Annotated in this window: 14 protein-coding genes; 11 read left to right on the forward strand and 3 right to left on the reverse strand. The window is 59.4% G+C overall.

Annotation, left to right across the window (positions count from 1 at the left end; genetic code table 11):
• Window positions 1–1,446 precede the first annotated feature (1,446 nt).
• Together QNN99_RS16815 and QNN99_RS16820 are read right to left on the reverse strand one after the other, a co-directional pair.
• Entirely contained in the window at window positions 1,447–2,040 is a 594-nt protein-coding gene (locus QNN99_RS16815; protein ID WP_229968258.1) for a hypothetical protein, read from the reverse strand.
• 277 nt (window positions 2,041–2,317) lie between these two features.
• Window positions 2,318–2,713, reverse strand: coding sequence for a hypothetical protein (locus tag QNN99_RS16820; protein ID WP_229968260.1), 396 nt, complete (start codon window positions 2,711–2,713; stop codon window positions 2,318–2,320).
• A gap of 809 nt (window positions 2,714–3,522) precedes the next feature.
• Between QNN99_RS16820 and QNN99_RS16825 the strand changes: the two genes are divergently transcribed.
• The 6 genes from QNN99_RS16825 (at window position 3,523) to QNN99_RS16850 (ending at window position 10,572) form a co-directional block, all read left to right on the forward strand.
• Entirely contained in the window at window positions 3,523–4,569 is a 1,047-nt protein-coding gene (locus tag QNN99_RS16825; protein ID WP_229968262.1) for an ABC transporter substrate-binding protein, read from the forward strand.
• Window positions 4,570–4,620: 51 nt separating this feature from the next.
• Window positions 4,621–6,369 (forward strand): ABC transporter permease, encoded by a 1,749-nt coding sequence (locus tag QNN99_RS16830; RefSeq protein ID WP_229968264.1) that lies wholly within the window; start codon window positions 4,621–4,623, stop codon window positions 6,367–6,369.
• A 31-nt stretch (window positions 6,370–6,400) separates the two neighbouring features.
• Entirely contained in the window at window positions 6,401–7,564 is a 1,164-nt protein-coding gene (locus tag QNN99_RS16835) for an ABC transporter ATP-binding protein (RefSeq protein ID WP_229968266.1), read from the forward strand.
• Window positions 7,565–7,669: 105 nt separating this feature from the next.
• Complete coding sequence (locus tag QNN99_RS17540; protein WP_284155669.1) at window positions 7,670–8,665, forward strand: zinc-binding dehydrogenase; 996 nt, start codon at window positions 7,670–7,672, stop codon at window positions 8,663–8,665.
• A gap of 79 nt (window positions 8,666–8,744) precedes the next feature.
• On the forward strand, window positions 8,745–9,647 hold the full coding sequence (locus tag QNN99_RS16845) for a fumarylacetoacetate hydrolase family protein (protein WP_229968271.1): 903 nt from the start codon (window positions 8,745–8,747) through the stop codon (window positions 9,645–9,647).
• 13 nt (window positions 9,648–9,660) lie between these two features.
• Entirely contained in the window at window positions 9,661–10,572 is a 912-nt protein-coding gene (locus QNN99_RS16850) for a 1,4-dihydroxy-2-naphthoate polyprenyltransferase (protein WP_229968273.1), read from the forward strand.
• Between the two features lie 30 nt (window positions 10,573–10,602).
• Here QNN99_RS16850 and QNN99_RS16855 read toward each other — a convergent pair whose 3' ends face one another.
• Window positions 10,603–11,379, reverse strand: a complete 777-nt coding sequence (locus tag QNN99_RS16855; RefSeq protein ID WP_229968275.1) for an IclR family transcriptional regulator — start codon at window positions 11,377–11,379, stop codon at window positions 10,603–10,605.
• A 181-nt stretch (window positions 11,380–11,560) separates the two neighbouring features.
• Here QNN99_RS16855 and QNN99_RS16860 point away from each other — a divergent pair, with 181 nt between their 5' ends.
• From QNN99_RS16860 to QNN99_RS16880, 5 genes are all read left to right on the forward strand, one after another.
• Entirely contained in the window at window positions 11,561–12,604 is a 1,044-nt protein-coding gene (locus QNN99_RS16860) for a cupin domain-containing protein (RefSeq protein ID WP_229968277.1), read from the forward strand.
• A 49-nt stretch (window positions 12,605–12,653) separates the two neighbouring features.
• Window positions 12,654–13,916: an FAD-dependent monooxygenase gene (locus tag QNN99_RS16865; RefSeq protein WP_229968279.1), complete on the forward strand. Its 1,263-nt coding sequence runs from the start codon at window positions 12,654–12,656 to the stop codon at window positions 13,914–13,916.
• A gap of 20 nt (window positions 13,917–13,936) precedes the next feature.
• The gene (locus tag QNN99_RS16870) at window positions 13,937–14,920 is read left to right on the forward strand and encodes a substrate-binding domain-containing protein (RefSeq protein ID WP_229968281.1); all 984 of its coding nucleotides are present in this window, start codon (window positions 13,937–13,939) and stop codon (window positions 14,918–14,920) included.
• A 196-nt stretch (window positions 14,921–15,116) separates the two neighbouring features.
• A complete protein-coding gene (locus tag QNN99_RS16875) occupies window positions 15,117–17,087 on the forward strand; it encodes an FAD-dependent oxidoreductase (protein ID WP_229968283.1) in 1,971 nt (656 codons plus the stop codon).
• 50 nt (window positions 17,088–17,137) lie between these two features.
• Window positions 17,138–17,830, forward strand: coding sequence for a maleylpyruvate isomerase family mycothiol-dependent enzyme (locus QNN99_RS16880; RefSeq protein WP_229968285.1), 693 nt, complete (start codon window positions 17,138–17,140; stop codon window positions 17,828–17,830).
• Window positions 17,831–18,256: the final 426 nt, after the last annotated feature.

The following is an 18,256-nucleotide window of genomic DNA, read 5'->3' on the forward strand; positions in this document are numbered from 1 at the left end:
GTAAGTGCATACTCGTGATCTCACAGAGTCACAGAGTCGCAGAGTCCGTGAACAACGGATATGGTGCTGGCTGAGGTTGAACCCGTGTTCTCGAGGGTGAGGAATGCCCGCGACTCAATGAAGTAAGCAAGCAAGGACGGGCTCCGGGCGCCAGGCTCAGTGAGTATGGAACTCAGTGAGTCACGGAGCAGTGCCGGCCACCGAAAACGCAGCCGGGGAGTCACGGAGTTACAGACTCTGTTCACCCGCAGATTCTGTGAGTATGGGACTCAGTGAGTCACTGAGTGACGCCAGCCGCCGGCGGCGGTTGCACTTACGAAGCTCACGGACTCTATGATTCAGAGGCCGACCTGGGGTGGCTGCTACCAGAACGGCGCCGAAACTGCCGAGTACCGGAGGCTCAGAGTCCCAGACTTACTTCCAATCGAACGCGACGTCCCGAGTACAGTCTGTTTGTCCGTTGGCCTGTATATCCGGGGGAGAAGGTCCCTCCCGGCTAAGGTATCCACAAACAGAGTCTGTCAGTCTGTGAGTCAATAGTGCGTTCAGTTAGGCAATCATGCTCGTTGTCGCCGGTTCCGGAGTGCGGTACGCCCTGTCGAACCATGAAATCTCAGGGGAGTGGAGCAAGAGGAAGCTGCCCTGACTGAACGCTCCCGATATTCCGTTCCGCTGCGCAGACCAGTGCCTCTGTGAGTTCGTGACAAGCAGATTCTGGGTCGGCTGACAAGGTCCCCCAAGCATCGTTGTGAAGGCTCGTATGCCGGTAGCCACTGTGCGCAATCGGTTCGTGACTACGGGACCTTAGTACGGGACTCTGTGCGTGGCCATCCCGAGAATTCCACAGTTGCCGGCCATTCCGACCCGATACTCGCGATATTGCGGCATGTCCTGGCATTGAGAGGCAGGCGTCCGAGTTCGGGCATGGGGAACTGATCGGGAGCTGCTAAACAGTAGTTGCGATCACACGGGCCTGCGCACGGGTCGATCTCACAGACTCTGTTAGTCAACGAAGTACGCGGAGATGATGAAGTGACAACACCACCCTTGGCGAGTCCTTTGGATCACAAACGCACCAGCTCTCGCTGTGCCAAGTGGGGAGTCTGGGAGTAACAGAATCTGTGTTTGGGCTGGGAGCTTCCCGGTTTACTTGGTTACCTCACGCTGAAAGTCTGGAAGGCCGAAAGTTCGCGCTGGAAAGGACGCCACCCGGCCTGACGATCCAGGCATTCCTGTAATCAGCGGTGCGGGGGAGGGGCAGGGAACCAGACCCATGACTGAGACGGGACACACCGGCGAAGCATGTCTCGTTACCCATGCCCGTTTGATCCGGGGAGTAGCTCGAAGGCGTTGCAGTCAGGGGCCCGCGCCTTTACTTCTTTTTCTTGGCCCCGGGTACAGAAAAGCCCGCCGGTAGGACTAATGATGCCGGCGGGCTGAACGGTGTTACTTCTGCTTGGCGGCTGCAGCTTCCCGGGCGAGCACAATGATGCCCAATACTGCGGTCGGGAGCCCTCCGGCGAGGGTAAAGAGAGCAGCTCCCGGGAACCAACTGTTCCAAGCCATGAAGGCGTCGATAGTGATCAGCCAGACTGTCGATCCGAGCAGCATCGTGGGGATCTCACAGGACCGGCGGCGGTGCTTGGCCATGATCATGATTCCGAGTGTCAACGCTGCAAGGGTCCCAATCAGGTGGAAAAAGATTAGGAATCCAATCAACGGGGGCGTGTAACTGGAGATCGTGAACAGCATCGCAACGAGCATGAGCAGGTTCCAGAAGCCGAGGATGATTCCGAAGATTCCGGCACTTATACGCAGGCCGGAGGATGGCGGACGCTGAACCGGGGCGTTGTAGGGCTTCTGGTAATAGATGGACGGCGCTGGCTGGCCGGGCGGTGCCTGAACATAGACGGCCTGCTGTCCCGGTTGCAGGTAAACGAACTGAGGTGCAGGCGCTCCGTTGGGTTCAGGTGGCGGTGGTTGAGTGTCCGGACGGTTCTCCATGGTGGCCTTTCGAGACTTATGGCCGTCGATCGGCACGAAAGCAGATCATACCTGCTTCCGGGAGCCCTAACTTCAGGCGCCGGGAGGTCTAAAATGATGATGGATGACCCCATAGGTTTTGACCCGCACAAAGTCGCGCTCAACGGTGTCACAAACCCCAACCCTCCGCTAGCTGGACACAGCGGCCAAACACCTGCCAACTCAGCCGTCCCCTACCAACGAGAGATAAAACGCGGCGGCGACCGGGGGCGCTGACCTAAGTAGTGTCTGTTTAGCATCCATGTCCGGCATGTGGGCGGCGGCAGATTCGGGGTTACTCAAGGCCGGTTGCGGTGGGCAGGTCCAGCCCGGCTTCTTCTTCGTAGAGGACGTTGGCTTCTACGTACTCTCGGATGCTTGCGCCGGTAAGAGTCTTCTGAGCTGTTATGCCGTCCTGATAAAGACTCATCAAGTAGTCCTTCCCATCGGTCGCCACAACGGCATCGCCGACGACAGCCGTAAATTCTTCGAAGTCAAGGAAGGCCTCTTCGGCTTCCCGGAAAGCGCTCTGACAGGATTCCGGCATGGGCGGCGCGGGTTCGGTGATGAAATTGGTGTGAGTGACCGGATCCGAGGTTGGCGCTGCCACGAACCCGATAACCCCTCCCGTTAGAGAATCCCCAGGGTCCCTGCGGCGATTTTGGTGCGGCTGGTCGATTTCCCTTGCCATGTCCGGGATTCCCGCAGGCGACGCGGGCGGAGACACTTTGGCCTGGGATTCCGTTTGGACGTTGTCTCAAGGTGTTCGTCTTGGATCCCGTGGTTGTAAGACACGACCCCGAGAAGGCTGATCGTCGGCCCAGTTCCTAGCCGATCTGCATGCGAAGCGAAACGTCAATACCGGTTTCGGCACATGCCCGCGGCTCAGTCCTCAGCGAGGTGGACCGGATGTCATGTCGGGCGACCCGAGCAACATTTTCCGCATGGATTATGGATAAACTCAGGCTCGCATCGGTAGAGCATAGCCGGGCTAGCCACGGTCTGGCTCTTGACGAGAATCAGCCCAGCAGGGAAGACGCCTGGCAGCTGAGGCACATAGCCAGGCATGGGAACTATCGTCACTGAGTACGAAATGCCGTAGTGCTTCCCTACGGAGGCGCCGAGGCACAGGGCAAATGCGGGAGTGGAGCGGAGCTCTGCATCCCCTCGCCTCCACCGTTACAACTACCGTGCTCGGCATTAGCAGGAGAATCACCCACGAGCGTGCGAATGCCCTCGGTTGGGCAGCGCGGAAAAACTTGCACCCGTGAAGGGGAGGGAAAGGACGACTCCGGGTCAAACGCAATGCATACTAAGCGAGCGGGCAGTGCAGTTCAACAGCTCTCACTGTTCCAATTTAAAGTATGGAAGATCTATGGGCCGAAAAGTATGGAGGATTCCTGCATGTGGAATTGTCTTGTCCGTCCTGAAGGTCAGAACCTAGCTTTGGCCCCCTAAGTAACCTGGTTTTCGAACCCTTCCCAGCAAGGCGGTATCCCCATGACCTCAACGTTGAGGCGAATCGTTTCCCTGATGGCTACAGCGGCAGTGGGCGCTACCGCACTAACCTCTTGTGCGGGCAGCAATGCCGGCCCCACGATTGCGGCTGGAGATGTACTCCTTGAGGGAGAAGAGCTGATCGCTGCGGCTACCGACGGGGAGCTTTCGTTCTACTGCGCAGCTGCTCCGGCTGCGTGCGAAGCGATCGCTGAGGGATTCGAGGCGGAGTATGGCGTCTCGGTAAATGTTCTTCGTTCCACCAGTCCGGACCTTTCGTCACGGTACGCCTCCGAAAAGCAGTCCCGAGCCAGCACCGCGGACGTCCTGCTCCACTCGGACATCCAATTTATCGCGGCTGGGTTGGAGGAAGGGCTGATTACCTCCTTCGAGGAAGCAGGGTACTTGTCTGACGAGTTTCCCGCTGAATGGGTTGCTAACTCCAGCGGAATCTCTGGCACTCCGTTCATCTCTGAGGGCATCGGTATAGCAATCAACACAGACCTGGTCAGCGAACAAGACCGACCCAAGGATTGGATGGATCTGGCCGCCCCCAAGTGGAAGAGCAAGATGACCGGACCTGCCGCAGTTGTCTCTGGCTACCCGCCACTATTGGGCACGCTTTCGGACCATGTTGACGGACTGATCGAAGGACTCAGGCCTCAGGAAATCGTCGAGAATGACGGCGGCATGGTCTCGCTGACCGAGGCGCTGGGGGCCGGACAACATCAGATCCAAGTCCTCGCTAGCCCCGTTGTCGTGGGCGCCGCCCAGGAAAAGGGCGCTCCACTTGACTTCATTTGGCCTAAGAGCGGAGTGACGGGACCGGCCTTCGCCTACACCCTCAACCCAGAACCGGCGAATGCGAATGCACAAAAGCTCTTCGCGCAGTACGTCACTTCTCCGGAAGCCAGCGAAGTCCTCGCGAGCATCAGCGACGGATACGCAGCCGCTTACCTGGACTTGAAATTTGATTATTTCCCACCAAATTTCGAGTACTACATGAAAGACGGTATGCAGAGCGTCATTGACGCGATGGGCGGCGAGTGACATCGCATTGGTTCCCTCGGTTTATCGGACATAGTTGAAAGGCGCGGCGACGTGACACTCCTAACCCCACCCAAACCTGACACCACCCCGCCGGTCAGCGTACGACGCCGACAGGTGATTGCGCCGGCCAAGATCGTCGTCCTAGCTGTAAGCGTCGTTGTCAGCTTGCTCATTGGATACCCACTTCTCCGAGTGCTGACTGGAATCTTCTGGGTCGACGGGAAGCTCAGCCTGGCAGCCATTTCGGAAACGCTTGCGTTACCGGAACTGGGCGAGATTCTCTTCGACACCGGGGTTGTCGTGGTCAGCGCCGTGGCGCTGGCCATGGTCATTGGATCGGTCTTCGCTTGGCTCAATGAGCGCACTGACGCCAGGATGGGCCTGCTCACCGATATCCTTCCCATCGTCAATTTCCTCATGCCCGGTATCGCCACAGCCGTGGGCTGGTTACTGCTGCTCTCTACGGAAGCTGGGTACATCAACCAGGTGATCCGGGGCATCCTCAACACATTCTTTGGGACGGATATCCAGACGGGCCCCTTTTCGGTCCACAGCTACTACACCGTCATCGGCGTGTACACGCTGACTCTCGTTCCCTTCGTGTACTTGGTCGTCTCGGCCGGACTGCGCAATCTCGACTCTAGGCTCGAGGAATCCTCTCGCATGAGTGGCGCAGGCGTTATCCAGACACTGAGACGGGTGACTCTGCCCGCGCTGCGGCCGAGTCTCTTGAGTGGCATGTTCCTGGCAGTCTGGTTCGGTTTCGCTATCTTCTCAGTACCTGTCGTCCTAGCCGAACCGGGGGGGATCAAACTTATCTCAGTGGAAATCGTCAACCTGCTCACGGAAACCTACCCAGCTGAAACGGCACCTGCCCTCGGTCTCAGCTCCGTCATTCTGGTAGCCCTAGGCATTATCTGGGTACTGCAGCAGAAGTCCCTCGGCGGGCGGCGGTCGGCGACCCTCGGGGAAAAGGGTGCCGGCACGGGGCGGATTAAGCTGGGTCGACTACGAAACTGGGCCCGAGCATTCATGCTCCTCTATCTGGCGGGGGCTGTCGTGCTCCCCTTAGGCGCACTCGTCCTAGTTACGCTGAATGGGTTCTGGGGAAAGCCCCGATGGGGAGAACTATCCCTGACGCCCTTGTTCGAAGTGCTGTCCACAGCAGCGAACCTCGATGCAGTCTTGAACAGCCTTACGTTCGCCGTCGTGGTTGCAACCGTCACCACCCTGATCGGGGCTTGCATGGCTTGGGCGGCGGTTACATCACCCGGTCGTTTGTCGGCGGCAGCTGCCACTATCGCAAAGGTACCCGCTGCGGTCCCGCCCATCGTCATCGCGGTTGGCATCGTTCTCGCCTTCGGCGGGACCCCGTTCTACTGGGGCGGTTCAGCCCTGATCTTGATTGTTGGATTTTTCATCGTCTCCATGCCTGAGGCATCCATTACTTCCGAGGCGGCCCTCGGGCAGATCGGTCGAGAACTGGGGAATGCCTCGTCTCTGTCCGGGGCATCCCCCTTGCGCACCTTCCGTTCTGTCTACTTGCCGCTAATGATGCCCGGTCTCATGGCCGGCTGGGCCTTAATGTTCGTTCGCATCATGGCAGACGTGGAAATGTCGGTTCTCCTGGCTAGTACCCAGACTCCAGTCATCGGATTCCGTCTCCTCGGCATTTACCAGGGCGGGGGGGGTTATGCAGAACTCGCAGCTCTCGCCTTGTTTGTAACGCTCGTATCCATGACCATGGTGACCCTCGCCCTGGGCACCACCGCCGCCCTGCAGCGTCGGCGGAATCGTTGAAACCTACAACCAGCCCTGAGGAGTGCCTTCCATGACAGTCGTAGCGGCCACGGCCAAGACATCGATGAATACTGCGAACGCAACACAGCCCACTTTGAGCATTCGTGATCTCAACAAGGTCTTCCAACGCAAGGGCGGTGGGACTGTATCTGCGATCGCTAACACCTCGATGGAGGTGGCCCGTGGAGAGTTCCTCGTCCTGTTGGGTTCCAGTGGATGCGGCAAAAGTACGTTTCTACGCACAATCGCGGGCCTGGAGCATGCAGACAGCGGGGTTATCGACAGCCACGGGGAGGTGTGGTACTCCTCCGCTGACAAGATTGCGATTCAGCCGGAGCGCCGCAACATAAGCATGATCTTTCAGTCATACGCCTTGTGGCCCCACATGACCATCTTCGATAACGTCGCGTACCCCCTGACTACAGAACGCCCGAAGCCATCGCGTTCGGAGATAAAGGAGCGGGTCATGGAAGTTCTCGCTCTTGTCGGAATCGAAGAATTGGCGCATCAGTATCCAACGCAGGTAAGCGGTGGCCAGCAGCAGCGAGTGGCCTTAGCTCGCGCGCTTGTCCGCGGCTCTGAATTGGTCCTTTTCGACGAACCATTGTCCAATGTCGATGCACGCGTCCGAGACCAGCTCAGGGCGGAGATCCGCTCCATGCAGCAGCGGCTGGGCTTCACAGCGATCTACGTCACCCACGATCAAGAAGAAGCACTGGCTATCGCTGACCGAATCGCCGTCATTGACAAAGGCAAAGTTGCTCAACTCGGGACGCCCCGCGAGGTCTACTTACAGCCGGCGAACGTGCGGGTGGCCCGCTTTGTTGGGAAGCTCAACGAAATCGGGGGAGTCATCATCTCCACGACCGACGAGGGCGCTCTGACGGTCCGAACAGAAATAGGCGACATTGTCGCCGGGTCGGCCGAGGACGGCCTGACTGTCGGCGACGAGTGTGTTGCAGTCTGTCGCCCGGACCGCATGAGATTCAGCAGTCCAAACAGCGACGAGGTGAATCTCTTCGATGGGACCATCAAGAGCTCACACTTCTTCGGATCATTCACCGACACCCATTTTTCGATCGGCTCCCGTTCCTTCCTCCACCTCGAGATCGGTGACAAACCGCTGCCGATCGGCGAGAGAGCGCTGATGGCAGTCTCACCGTGTGATGTTCGAGCGCTCAAGCCGATGGCTTAAGGAATTCGATCCCGAAAAGGTCTGAGCGATGAAAGGAAGTCAATCTTGCGCGGTGTGGTATTCCCTGGCGACAGCACTATTGAGTTCATTGATGTGCCGGACCCTGTGGCGGGAATCGGAGAAGTCGTCATCGAGATCAAGGCCTCGGGGCTATGCGGAAGTGACCTGCACTTCTATCACTACCGAGCAGCGCCCGGGGTGAATCGACATCCACGCGTCGCATCGCCCAGTGGTCGGATCATCGCCGGACACGAACCCTGTGGCGTGGTGGCAGAGGTCGGCCCATCCGTGGATCCTGCCTTGGCATCCGTCGGGGACCGAGTCATGGTGCACCACTATTGGGGCTGTACCCGCTGTCGTCACTGTCGCATCGGGTGGCCACAGATGTGTGAGACACAAATGCCCCGGATGTACGGAATGACTGACCACGGTGCACATGCGCCCTTCCTCAAGGTACCGGCAGCGACTGTCATTCCCATGCCTGAGGACCTCTCCTTCTTGGCGGGGGCGGCCATATCGTGCAGCGCTGGTACGGCCTTTGAAGCACTCATGCGCGTCAATCCTTCCGGCAAGGACACCATCGCAGTGTTTGGCCAAGGGCCGGTCGGACTGGCAACAAGCCAGATCGCTGCCGGTCTGGGGGCCCGTGTTATTGCACTCGATGTCAATCCGGAACGCTTGGAATTAGCCAAAAGGATAGGCGCGGACGTGGTCCTGAACCCCGACAAAATTGATGCCGCGGAGGCGCTCAGGGACCTGACCGGGGGGAGAGGGGCCGACTATGTCATCGAGACATCCGGCGTCTCATCGGCGAGGTCGGAGGGCATCGATGCCCTCCGGCCCTGGGGGAAAATCCTGCTCCTGGCCGGTGGATCGGCCTTGGAATTCGGCGACGTCGACCTGATCACGACGCGCCAGATCGGCATTGAGGGATCGTGGACCTTTTCCAGCGTCAGCCAGGCTGAATGCGCCCGCTTCGTCGTGGAGAAAAACATTCATCTGGACGCCCTCTACACCCATACCTGGTCCATAGAGCAGGCTGCAGAAGGTTATGAACGTTTCGCGAAGCAAACCGATGGAAAAGCTGCACTGGTGTTCTGAAAGCACACAGAAGAGTGAGTGCGTTCTTCGACGCAACTACCTAAGCCCAATCACATAGCGCCACAACAGAGGAGAACCCATGAAGTTGGGCATATTCAATGACAACCGGATCGGGCTCATCGTCGCCGATCAGACTCTCGACATCACTGCCCTAGTCGCAGATCTTCCCGGCGATACCGGTCGGGGATGCCTTCAGGGAGTCATCGCAGCAGGAGACCTCTCGTCGATTCTCTCCGCAGAGCGACTGGCCACTGCGCCGCGGGCTCAGGGAGACATCCAGTGGAAGACGCCGATCTTATACCCCTCCAAGATCATCGGTGCCCCAGCCAACTACCGCAATCACGTGGAAGAGATGGGAAACCCCACCACCATTGAACAGTGGGGGCTGTTCCTGAAGGCCACCTCATCGATCATTGGTCCGGACGAAACGATTCATTTGCCATACAGCGACGTCCGGACCGATCAGGAGGGCGAACTCGCCGTCATCATCGGTACAAAAGCGAAAAACGTCCGGCCCGAGAACGCCCTCGACTATGTCTTCGGCTACAGCTGCATTCTCGATATCACTACGCGGTCTACAGAGGACCGTTCCATGCGAAAGTCCTACGATACGTTCACGCCGCTCGGTCCCTACATCGTCACCGCTGATGAAATCGCGGACCCAGACAATCTCCAGCTTCGCTGTTGGGTAAACGACACGCTTCGCCAGGATGCCAATACGTCGGCCATGATCTTTGGTGTACGAGACCTCATCGCGTATGCCAGCTCGGTGATGACGTTGCATCCCGGGGACGTCGTAGCCACGGGAACACCGGAGGGCGTGGGAGGCCTTATCGACGGGGACACCGTCGTCGTAGAAATCGAGAATGTAGGGACTCTTTCTGTCGCTGTCTCGGCTGAGCACGCAGTGCCCTACGCCAGCCGCCCTCGAGCCGGGAGTCGAAGAGAAACCTCCTTACAATCTCAAGCAGTAAGCGCATAGAGGCGACCACTGAATGCCTCTCCCCACGAGCTCAGAGACCACCACTGCTTCGATTCGTGATTGGTTCTTCGGTGCGCGACCGCAGACGCTACCCGTCGCCGTGACCTCCGTCTTAGCCGGCACTGCGATTGCCGCCACAGCCGGGGCGGTGTCATGGCCGAAGGCGGCGCTGGCACTGATCACCGTCATCGGTGTGCAGGCGGGAGCAAACTATGCCAATGACTACTTCGACGGTATTAAAGGAACTGACAAAGTAAGAGTGGGCCCAGCCAGACTCGTTGCCTCCAAACTCGCCCCTCCCCGGCAGGTGCTCCTTGCCGCCATCCTCTGCCTCGCCGTAGCAGCCGTCTCTGGAATAATCCTCGCAGTGACCAGCGACAGCCGGCTACTCATCGTGGGCGCTGTATGCCTCATCGCAGCCTGGACCTATACGGGCGGGCCTAAGCCCTACGCCTATCTAGGGCTGGGCGAAATTATGGTGTTCCTGTTCTTCGGCCCAGTCGCGGTGAGCGGAGTGGTATATGTACAGGCTGGTTCACTCAATGGACTGTGGGTGACGACTCTGGCAGCTGGTACTGGTGTCGGTATCCTCACTGCGGCGGTAATGCTCACCAACAATCTCCGCGACATCGAGACCGATCGAGATGTTGGGAAGATTACTCTGGCGGGGGTCATCGGGGACAAGAAATCGCGTTTGCTTTACATGGCGTTTCTCGGCATCGCCTTAGCCTGCCTCGGGATCGTGGCGATGCAGGGATTCCCCCTTGTATTGCTCGGCCTGGTCTATCTCATCTTCGCCGTCCCTGCGGGAGTATCTGTAATCCGCGGCGCACAGGGACGAGATCTGGTGCCGGTATTGGCACGAACGAGCCTGGCAGAACTGCTTTGGGGAGCAGGACTCTTCGCGGGGGCTCTGCTGGCCTGACAGGGCTGCCGCGCCTTCAGCAGGCTTGAATTAGACTGCATCGGGCTGCCCCGTCCGCGCGGAGAGATCAGATTCAATGTCAGCCACGGTCTTGGCGATCAGTGTGTTGAGGTCAGTAATCTTGTCGCGGCCAAACCTCGAGGTCGGCATTGCGACGGAGATGGCAGCCAGAACGTTTCCGTCGGGAGCACACACAGGCTGGGCGATTGCCGTAACTTCGCGCTCCGTCCGTTTCCGCTGATCGTTGATCGCGAAGCCGCGGCGTCGGACAGAGGCCAATGATTTCTCCAAGGCATCGAAGCTCTCACCATCGAAATCTGGCGCCTGGATAAGTCGTTCCCTCAATTCGCCTTGTCTGAGAGCGGCTAACAAGACGCGCCCACCAGAGAGATCCCATGCAGGAAAAAGCAGACCGTCCCTGTCGCCGACTTTAAGGAGATGAGTGGATTCGACCGTGGCCACAAAACGGACCTGGGCGCCAGAAAGAACCTGCAGGCTGACCGTCTCCTTGGTCATGTCCCGGAGGGCTTGCAAATGGCTTATGGAAACGGCTCGAAGCTCGGCAATAGCCGCGGTAGCCATCTCGATGGAACGCATCGCCGGGCCGGCATTGTAGCGTCGGGCTTCGTCCTGTTGCGCGAAGCCCCGGTAGACGAGCGTCGAGAGCAGCCGATGGGTCGTCGACCGCGCAATCCCCATACGATCGGCGAGATCTGAGCTGCGCATGGGACCTTCTTGCTGCAGGAGCAACGCCAACCTGAGGGCGAGGTCGACGGACGAAACAGGATACGTCGGCTTATTTGCCATGACAGACCGGACTTTCGTTGGTGGGAACCGTCGGGAGATTCTCGAGGATGGAATCTTCTGGATCGTTCTGTGGAATCAACCTAGCGTATTTTAGCAGCGGCCCGCATTCGAGCTAGCTTCAAAAAAACCTTGACTCCCGTAGGTCCATTCCTGAGGGGAGTAACCAGAAAGCGAGGATGACATGTCAGTTTCCATAGATAAGCCCGAAGTCACCAGTGCGTTGGACGAGTCCTTCTACGCTCGCGTCAAGGACGCAAACCTGGTGCCACTGTGGCGCGTCCCCGGGACCGACGCGCCCGAGCCGGAACCTGCCGAGGTTGCATGCCTGTGGCGCTATGACGAGACCATGTCCCTGCTCGATGAAGCGGCCGCAGTGCAGCTGGGTGGGGAGTCTGACCGGCGGGCGCTCAACGCGGTGAATCCCGCCCGTATGTGGGGCACCACTCAGAGCATGGTGGCGGGTTACCAGATGGTGCTGCCGGGCGAGACCGCGCCGGCGCATAGGCATACGCCCGCGGCGATTCGCCTCATGCTCTCCGGCGTTGGGTACACCACGGTTGATGGGGAGGCGGTCAAAATGGAGCCAGGGGATCTGGTGCTGACACCGGGCTGGACCTGGCACGATCACCGCAATACTGGGCATGAGCCCATGGTGTGGCTTGACGGGCTCGACGTGCCGTTTGTCCGGGGTATGAACGCACAGTTCTATGAAGAGTTGGCTGACAAGCAGCTGCAGCCCCTCACCGTGCCAGAAGACGCCAGCCAGCGCAGGTTTGGAGCGGGCATGATCCCCAGCGACGAACCTGCAAGCACTCAGCACTCGCCGCTCACAAAGTACCCCTACTCCGCAACGTTGGCGAGCCTGGAGAGACTGCGCACCGTCAAGGGAGATCCAGAACATGGCGTGTCGATAGACTTCATCAACCCCCTCACGGGTGAATCCGTCCTTGCAACGGTCGCCTGCAGCATGTCGCTTCTTCCGTCCGGACGCTCGAGTCAGCAGCGCCGCCACACTTCCAGCTCGGTGTTCTGCGTAACCCAGGGGGAGGGGTACTCGATTATCAACGGTACGCGCTTCGACTGGTCCGACAAGGACTTCTTCGTCGTCCCCTCGTGGGCTTGGTATGAGCACCACGCAACGAGCAGTGAAGACGTCACACTCTTCTCAATGAGCGACAGACCGATGCTGGAGCCGTTTGGCCTGTACCGCGAAGAGATTCGATGAAGAAGCCGGTCAACAACCAAAGCAAGACCACTAGGAATGGAGTCACGAGATGAAGGCAACAAATCAGGACCTTCCGCAGGCTGTGGTCGTAGGCGGCGGTATCGGAGGCTTCACAGCAGCGCTTGCACTGGCACAGCGTGGCCTCCAGGTCCAACTACTTGAACGAGCACCTGCATTCAAGGAAATAGGTGCCGGGCTTCAGGTGGGCCCGAACGCCGCACGCGTGCTCAAGGACCTCGGGGTGCTGGATTCAGTCCTGCAGCGAGCCGTCCTACCGCGTCGGTTTGCCATCCTGGATATTCATTCCGGCAACGAGCTGTACCATGCCACATTTGGTGAGACGCTCAGCAAGCGCTACGGTGCCCCATATGCCGTGATGCACCGTCACGACCTCCTCACCGCCCTGATGGATGCAGCAAGTTCCACCGGAAGGGTCGAGACCATCCCGGGGACTGAGATCGTAAATTTGTGGCAGGACGAAAACAGCGTGACCGTTTCCAGTCTTGACGGACGCACGTACACCGCAGACGTGCTGATCGGAGCAGACGGCCTTCGATCCGTCGTCCGCAGGCATGTACTCGACGACTCCGAACCGCTGATGTCCGAATACGTTATCTACCGAGGGCCGGGGCCACGTCCAAAGGGGATTGAAGATGCGGTGACGCTCTACACGGGTGATGAGATGCACATGATGCAGTACCCCATGGCCGGCGGCGAGATGGTCAACCGTGTCGTGTCGTTCCGCAGCACAGAAGGTGCCCCTGGTAGCGAGACGTGGGGAACCCGTGAGGAACTGCTGGACCGCTTCAGTGGAGCCTGCGCTCACGTCCGTGATTCTCTCCAGACCCTGGATCTTAGCCAGAAGGGAGTGCAGTTCGATCGCAAGCCGATGGCAGGGTGGACGAATGGTCGTGTCACGTTGCTCGGCGACGCCGCGCACCCCATGCGCCAATATCTAGCACAAGGCGCCGGCCAAGCGATGGAAGATGCGGTCGCGTTGGCCGATGCGCTGGCTGATCAGCCTGGGAACATCACTGGAGCGCTCCAAAAGTACGAAAAGGAGCGGTATCCGCGCGCAGCAGCCGTCCAAATGAATACTCGATTCTTCGGAGAAATGGCCCACTTGGGAGGGGTCGGAGCCATCCTTCGAAACTCCTTCTTCAAGAAGCTTCCCCACGACAACTTCGATCTGGCCGAATGGCTCTACGGAGACGGCAGCGTTCCGCCGCCGCTTCCGCCTGCTGATGTACTCGACCGCCTGTATGCACCCTTGCGGCAGGCCAATCCTAGCCCAGTCACCCTGAGCGCCTGAGGGACAGTGGAGGAAACATTGTGAACGAGAGCATCACACTGGCCTGCGGGCCGTACGACAGGACCGCCGCCCTGGCCGATGGCAGGGTCACTGTGCAAGGGGTCAACCTGAACTACCTGCCCCTCGGAGCTGAAGAGATTTTCTATCGAATGGCAAGGCACGCAGAGTTCGACGTGGCAGAGATGTCACTGTCGTCGTACGCCCTTAGCGTTCGCCGGGGCAAACCCTTCACTGCGATCCCGGTCTTTCCCTCCAGGACATTCCGGCATCACGGCGTCTACGTCAGGGCAGACAGCCACTACAACACACCGGCTGAGCTCAGGGACGGAACGGTCGGCATCCCTGAATATCAAATGACCGCGGCGGTATGGATTCGCGGCATCCTCCAAGAGCATCACGACCTCCCTGCCAACTCCGTGCGCTATAGAACAGGCGGGTTGTTGGCCCCGGGACGGATTGAGAAACTCCGCATCGAAGTTCCGGGGGTGGAAATCAGCCCAATCGGGGAAGACGCGACGCTATCCGCCATGCTCGAGAGCGGTGAGATCGACGCGTTGTACACAGCACGAACGCCCAGCGGCTTCGGCGAAGAGGGAGTCAACATCAGGCGGCTGTGGGCAGACCCAATGACCGTTGAAGCGGACTACTTCAGCCGCACCGGAATCTTTCCGATCATGCATACCGTCGTCATCCGCACGGACGTCTACGAGCGGAAGCGGTGGCTCGCCAGAGCCCTCATGGAGGCATTCGCAGAAGCTAAGAGTTTGGCAATGGAATCATTGCCCGAGGTCGTTGCACTGTCGAATCTCCTGCCCTGGGGGTACCAGCAAGCCGAGCATGTCCGCCGTCTCATGGGTACAGACCACTGGCCCTATGGCATCAAGGAGAACCACGCATGTCTAGAGACTTTCCTGGGCTACATGTATGAGCAGCGGCTCATCGATGAGCCCCTGACCCCATCGGATATTTTTGCACCAGAAACCCAAGAAGCGTTCATTATTTGACTCACCGAAAAGAGGATGCGATGGCGTTCATTCAGCAGCTGCGGGACCTCACAGGGCGGCCTTTCGAGTCAAGTGAGGGCATAGCCTGCGGGGCGGCGACGGGCTGTGAGCACTGCCCCCACTGCCCCAAGGTGCAAGCAGTCATCCCGTTCTCAACGTCCAATCCAACGGAAGAAATCAAAGAAAAGGTCGAGCCATGAGCGAGTTCCAAAAGCTTTTCTCACCCATCTCCATCGGTGGGCTGACAGTCCGCAACCGCCTCATGTTGACCACGCACAACCCCAAGATGAGCGAGCAACGCTATCTCAAGTACCTGGAAAAGCGGGTTCAGGGAGGGGTGGGATTGGTGGGAATCCCAGTCCTCTCCGAGGCCATTTCGACCCCATACTTTGTTTCCACGGGCTGGCTCGACCATGTCGGGGTTGATGACCTCGACGCCGGCCCGGACCCGGAGACCGCAGAAGGGGAAGCCTTCTATGATCGGCTGCTCCTTCCGAAACTCAGGGCACGGGCGAAGATTGCGCATGACGCGGGGGCAGTGGTTTTTGGGCAGGTGGCGAACCGAGGGGCGATCCGCCTGCCGGAGACGTTCCAGGTCATGGTGTCTCCGAGCGGCAAGCAGGATCCGCACGTCCGCACCCAGCCCAGGGAGCTGACCACAGACGAGGTGGGACGTGTCATTCGCCTTTTCGGCCGGGCCGCAGCACGGGTTCAGCGCGCAGGGTTCGATGGAGTGGAGATTCACGCCACCCATGGATATCTCGTGGAGCAATTCCTTTCGCCCTCCACCAATGTGCGCTCCGATCAGTACGGGGGATCTCTGGAGAACCGTCGACGCTTTCTTGACGAGATCATCGAAGCGATCCAGCGGTGCTGCGGTGAGGAATTCCCCATCGGTCTGCGGATCAGCGGCCGCCAGGCACGCCAGGACGGACTCTCGACCGGAGACATCGTCGCCATCGTTCAGGCCGTCCAGCAGCACCTGGCTTACGTCAACGTCACCGCCGGAACCATTGGAGCCCTCGAGAACGGTGTCGGCCTTCCCTACGTCGCGTCCTCCTACCTCGAGCCAGGGTTCAACGCCGAACAGGCCAAGCAAATCAAGGCTGTGGCAACCGTTCCGATCATTCTCACCGGCCGCATGAATGCCCCCGAACTTATGGAAGGCGCTCTCACAGAGGGCATGGCCGACATGATCGGCATCACCAGGGCACTCATTGCCGATCCAGAGTTCCTGCATAAAGCTCAACGGGGCGAAGCGCACAGCATCCGAAAGTGCATTGGCGTCAACGAGTGCCACTTCTCAGACCGGGTCTCCGCATGCCCGGTCAATCCATGGGCCGGTCGCGAAGACGAACTGGCCGTACCCACCACCTCGACCTCAAAGCACGTCGTCATCATCGGCGGCGGACCGGCGGGCATGATGTGCGCCCGAACCGCGGTCCAGCGGGGTCATCGGGTCACACTGTTGGAGAGGAGTGACCAGCTAGGAGGCAAGGTGCGCCGCCTCGCACGGGATCCTAGTCGAAAGGAAATGCTCTCGCTCATCGAGCGCCTGGAACAGGAAATCAGAGATGCTGGGGTGGACGTGCGACTGGGTGTGGACGCCACACCCAGCTTGGTGTCTTCTCTGGATGCTGACGCTGTGGTCGCGGCCACCGGTGCTCTTCCGGCGGTGCCAGACCTCCCGGGCCTGGTAGAAACCAGGACGATGACAGCGCTCGACATCCTTGATGCTGATCTGGAGGATATCGGGGATTCCGTGCTTGTCGTTGGTGGTCTCAACGACCACGTCGCACCCATGGCCGCAGCGGAGTTCCTTGTGGACGCCGGCAAGACGGTCACGCTGGTCTCGGAATGCTTCGTCATTGGTCAAGGCGTGGAGCCATCCATTCTCCACCTCCTGACTGAACGTCTCCTCCAAAAGGGCGTGACCATGATGGCGAACACCGAACTGGTCGCACCGAAGGACCGGCTGGAGCTCTTGAACACCTTCTCTCGCCACAGCGAGCAGATTTCAGTCGACGCCGTGGTCTTCGCAGCTGCTCAGGAAACCGTCCATTTCCCTGAACTTGAGGGCGAATTTTACCGCATCGGAGATGCACTTGCTCCACGCAGGATCGTCCATGCCACCTTGGACGGAGCCAGAACGGCGCTTCGCCTGTGACCGGCCAACCAGAGGTGGTAGCGGCTTCCATCGACCACAGCCATGTCTGGATGCAGTACGGAACAAGGGAGTTCCGTGAAAGCATTTCGCTCCTGGAGCAGGCGGGACCGGGCGCCTTCAGCGCCCCGTCCCGGTTACCAGGCTGGAACCGGAAGCAAGTCATCGGGCACCTCGCCGCCAATGCCGACGCCGTCGGCCGTCTGCTCCACGGGGCACGAACAGGGGAACCGACTCCCATGTACAGCTCGATGGAACAACGCGACGCAGACATCGCTGAGTCAGCTTCACTACCCAGCCGCCGGCTCATTGCCTGGTACGACGGCTCGGCGGACGAGCTTAGCCAAGCCATGGAACAGCTGACACCCGAGCAATGGTCAGCAGAGGTTCGAAACGCTGTTGGTCAACCAATCCTTGCCGCGACGATCCCCTGGCTACGCGCCAGGGAACTGCTCATCCACCTCGTTGACTTAGGAACAGGGCACACTTTTACAGACCTTCCGGAAGACTTCCTCCGGACACTGGTTGCAGATGTAGCCGCCATGCGAAGCACCCTAGGCGGCGGCCCGGCTTTGTCTCTGAAAGCGAACGATCAGAAGGGCTCATGGATGATCCAAGGACCCGGCCCAAGAGAGGTGGTGGTTGGTCCGCTGGCCGGCCTCGCTGCCTACCTGACCGGTCGCAGCCACGATGACGTGCGCAGCTGTGGGGGAGGAGCCGCGCCCGCACTAGAGAGGTGGATCTAAAGCCTCAACCTGGAGCTCCAGCGTCGTCGCTATAAGAACTCTCGAACGAGCTGCCCGAGCTCGAACAGCACGGCAGGGAAATCTGAAACGGCCGAAGTGAAGCGCAGCAGGGCCCCACCCTGCATCTTGCCAGGGACCGACCATTGGGGCCTCTGCTTCCTTGAAGCATTACCTATTTGTTGCAGCGTCAAATCCCTTGGACGGTGGAGAGAGTTACTCCCCAGTGATCAAAAGTACGCTGCTGATAATCAGATACATGCCGCGTCCAAGGTGACGATCAGCCAGCAGACCGTTTATCCACCCGGATGGCGACGCTACCTGGACCTACCAGCGCGAGAAGGACTCCTGATTCACGCCCATTCCTCCCCGGAGCATTTGACCCACCATGTCATCAGGCCACGGTTGCACAGCCAAAAGCCGTAGAGA

It is taken from the genome of Arthrobacter sp. zg.Y820, from assembly GCF_030125555.1.
Taxonomy (GTDB): domain Bacteria; phylum Actinomycetota; class Actinomycetes; order Actinomycetales; family Micrococcaceae; genus Arthrobacter_B.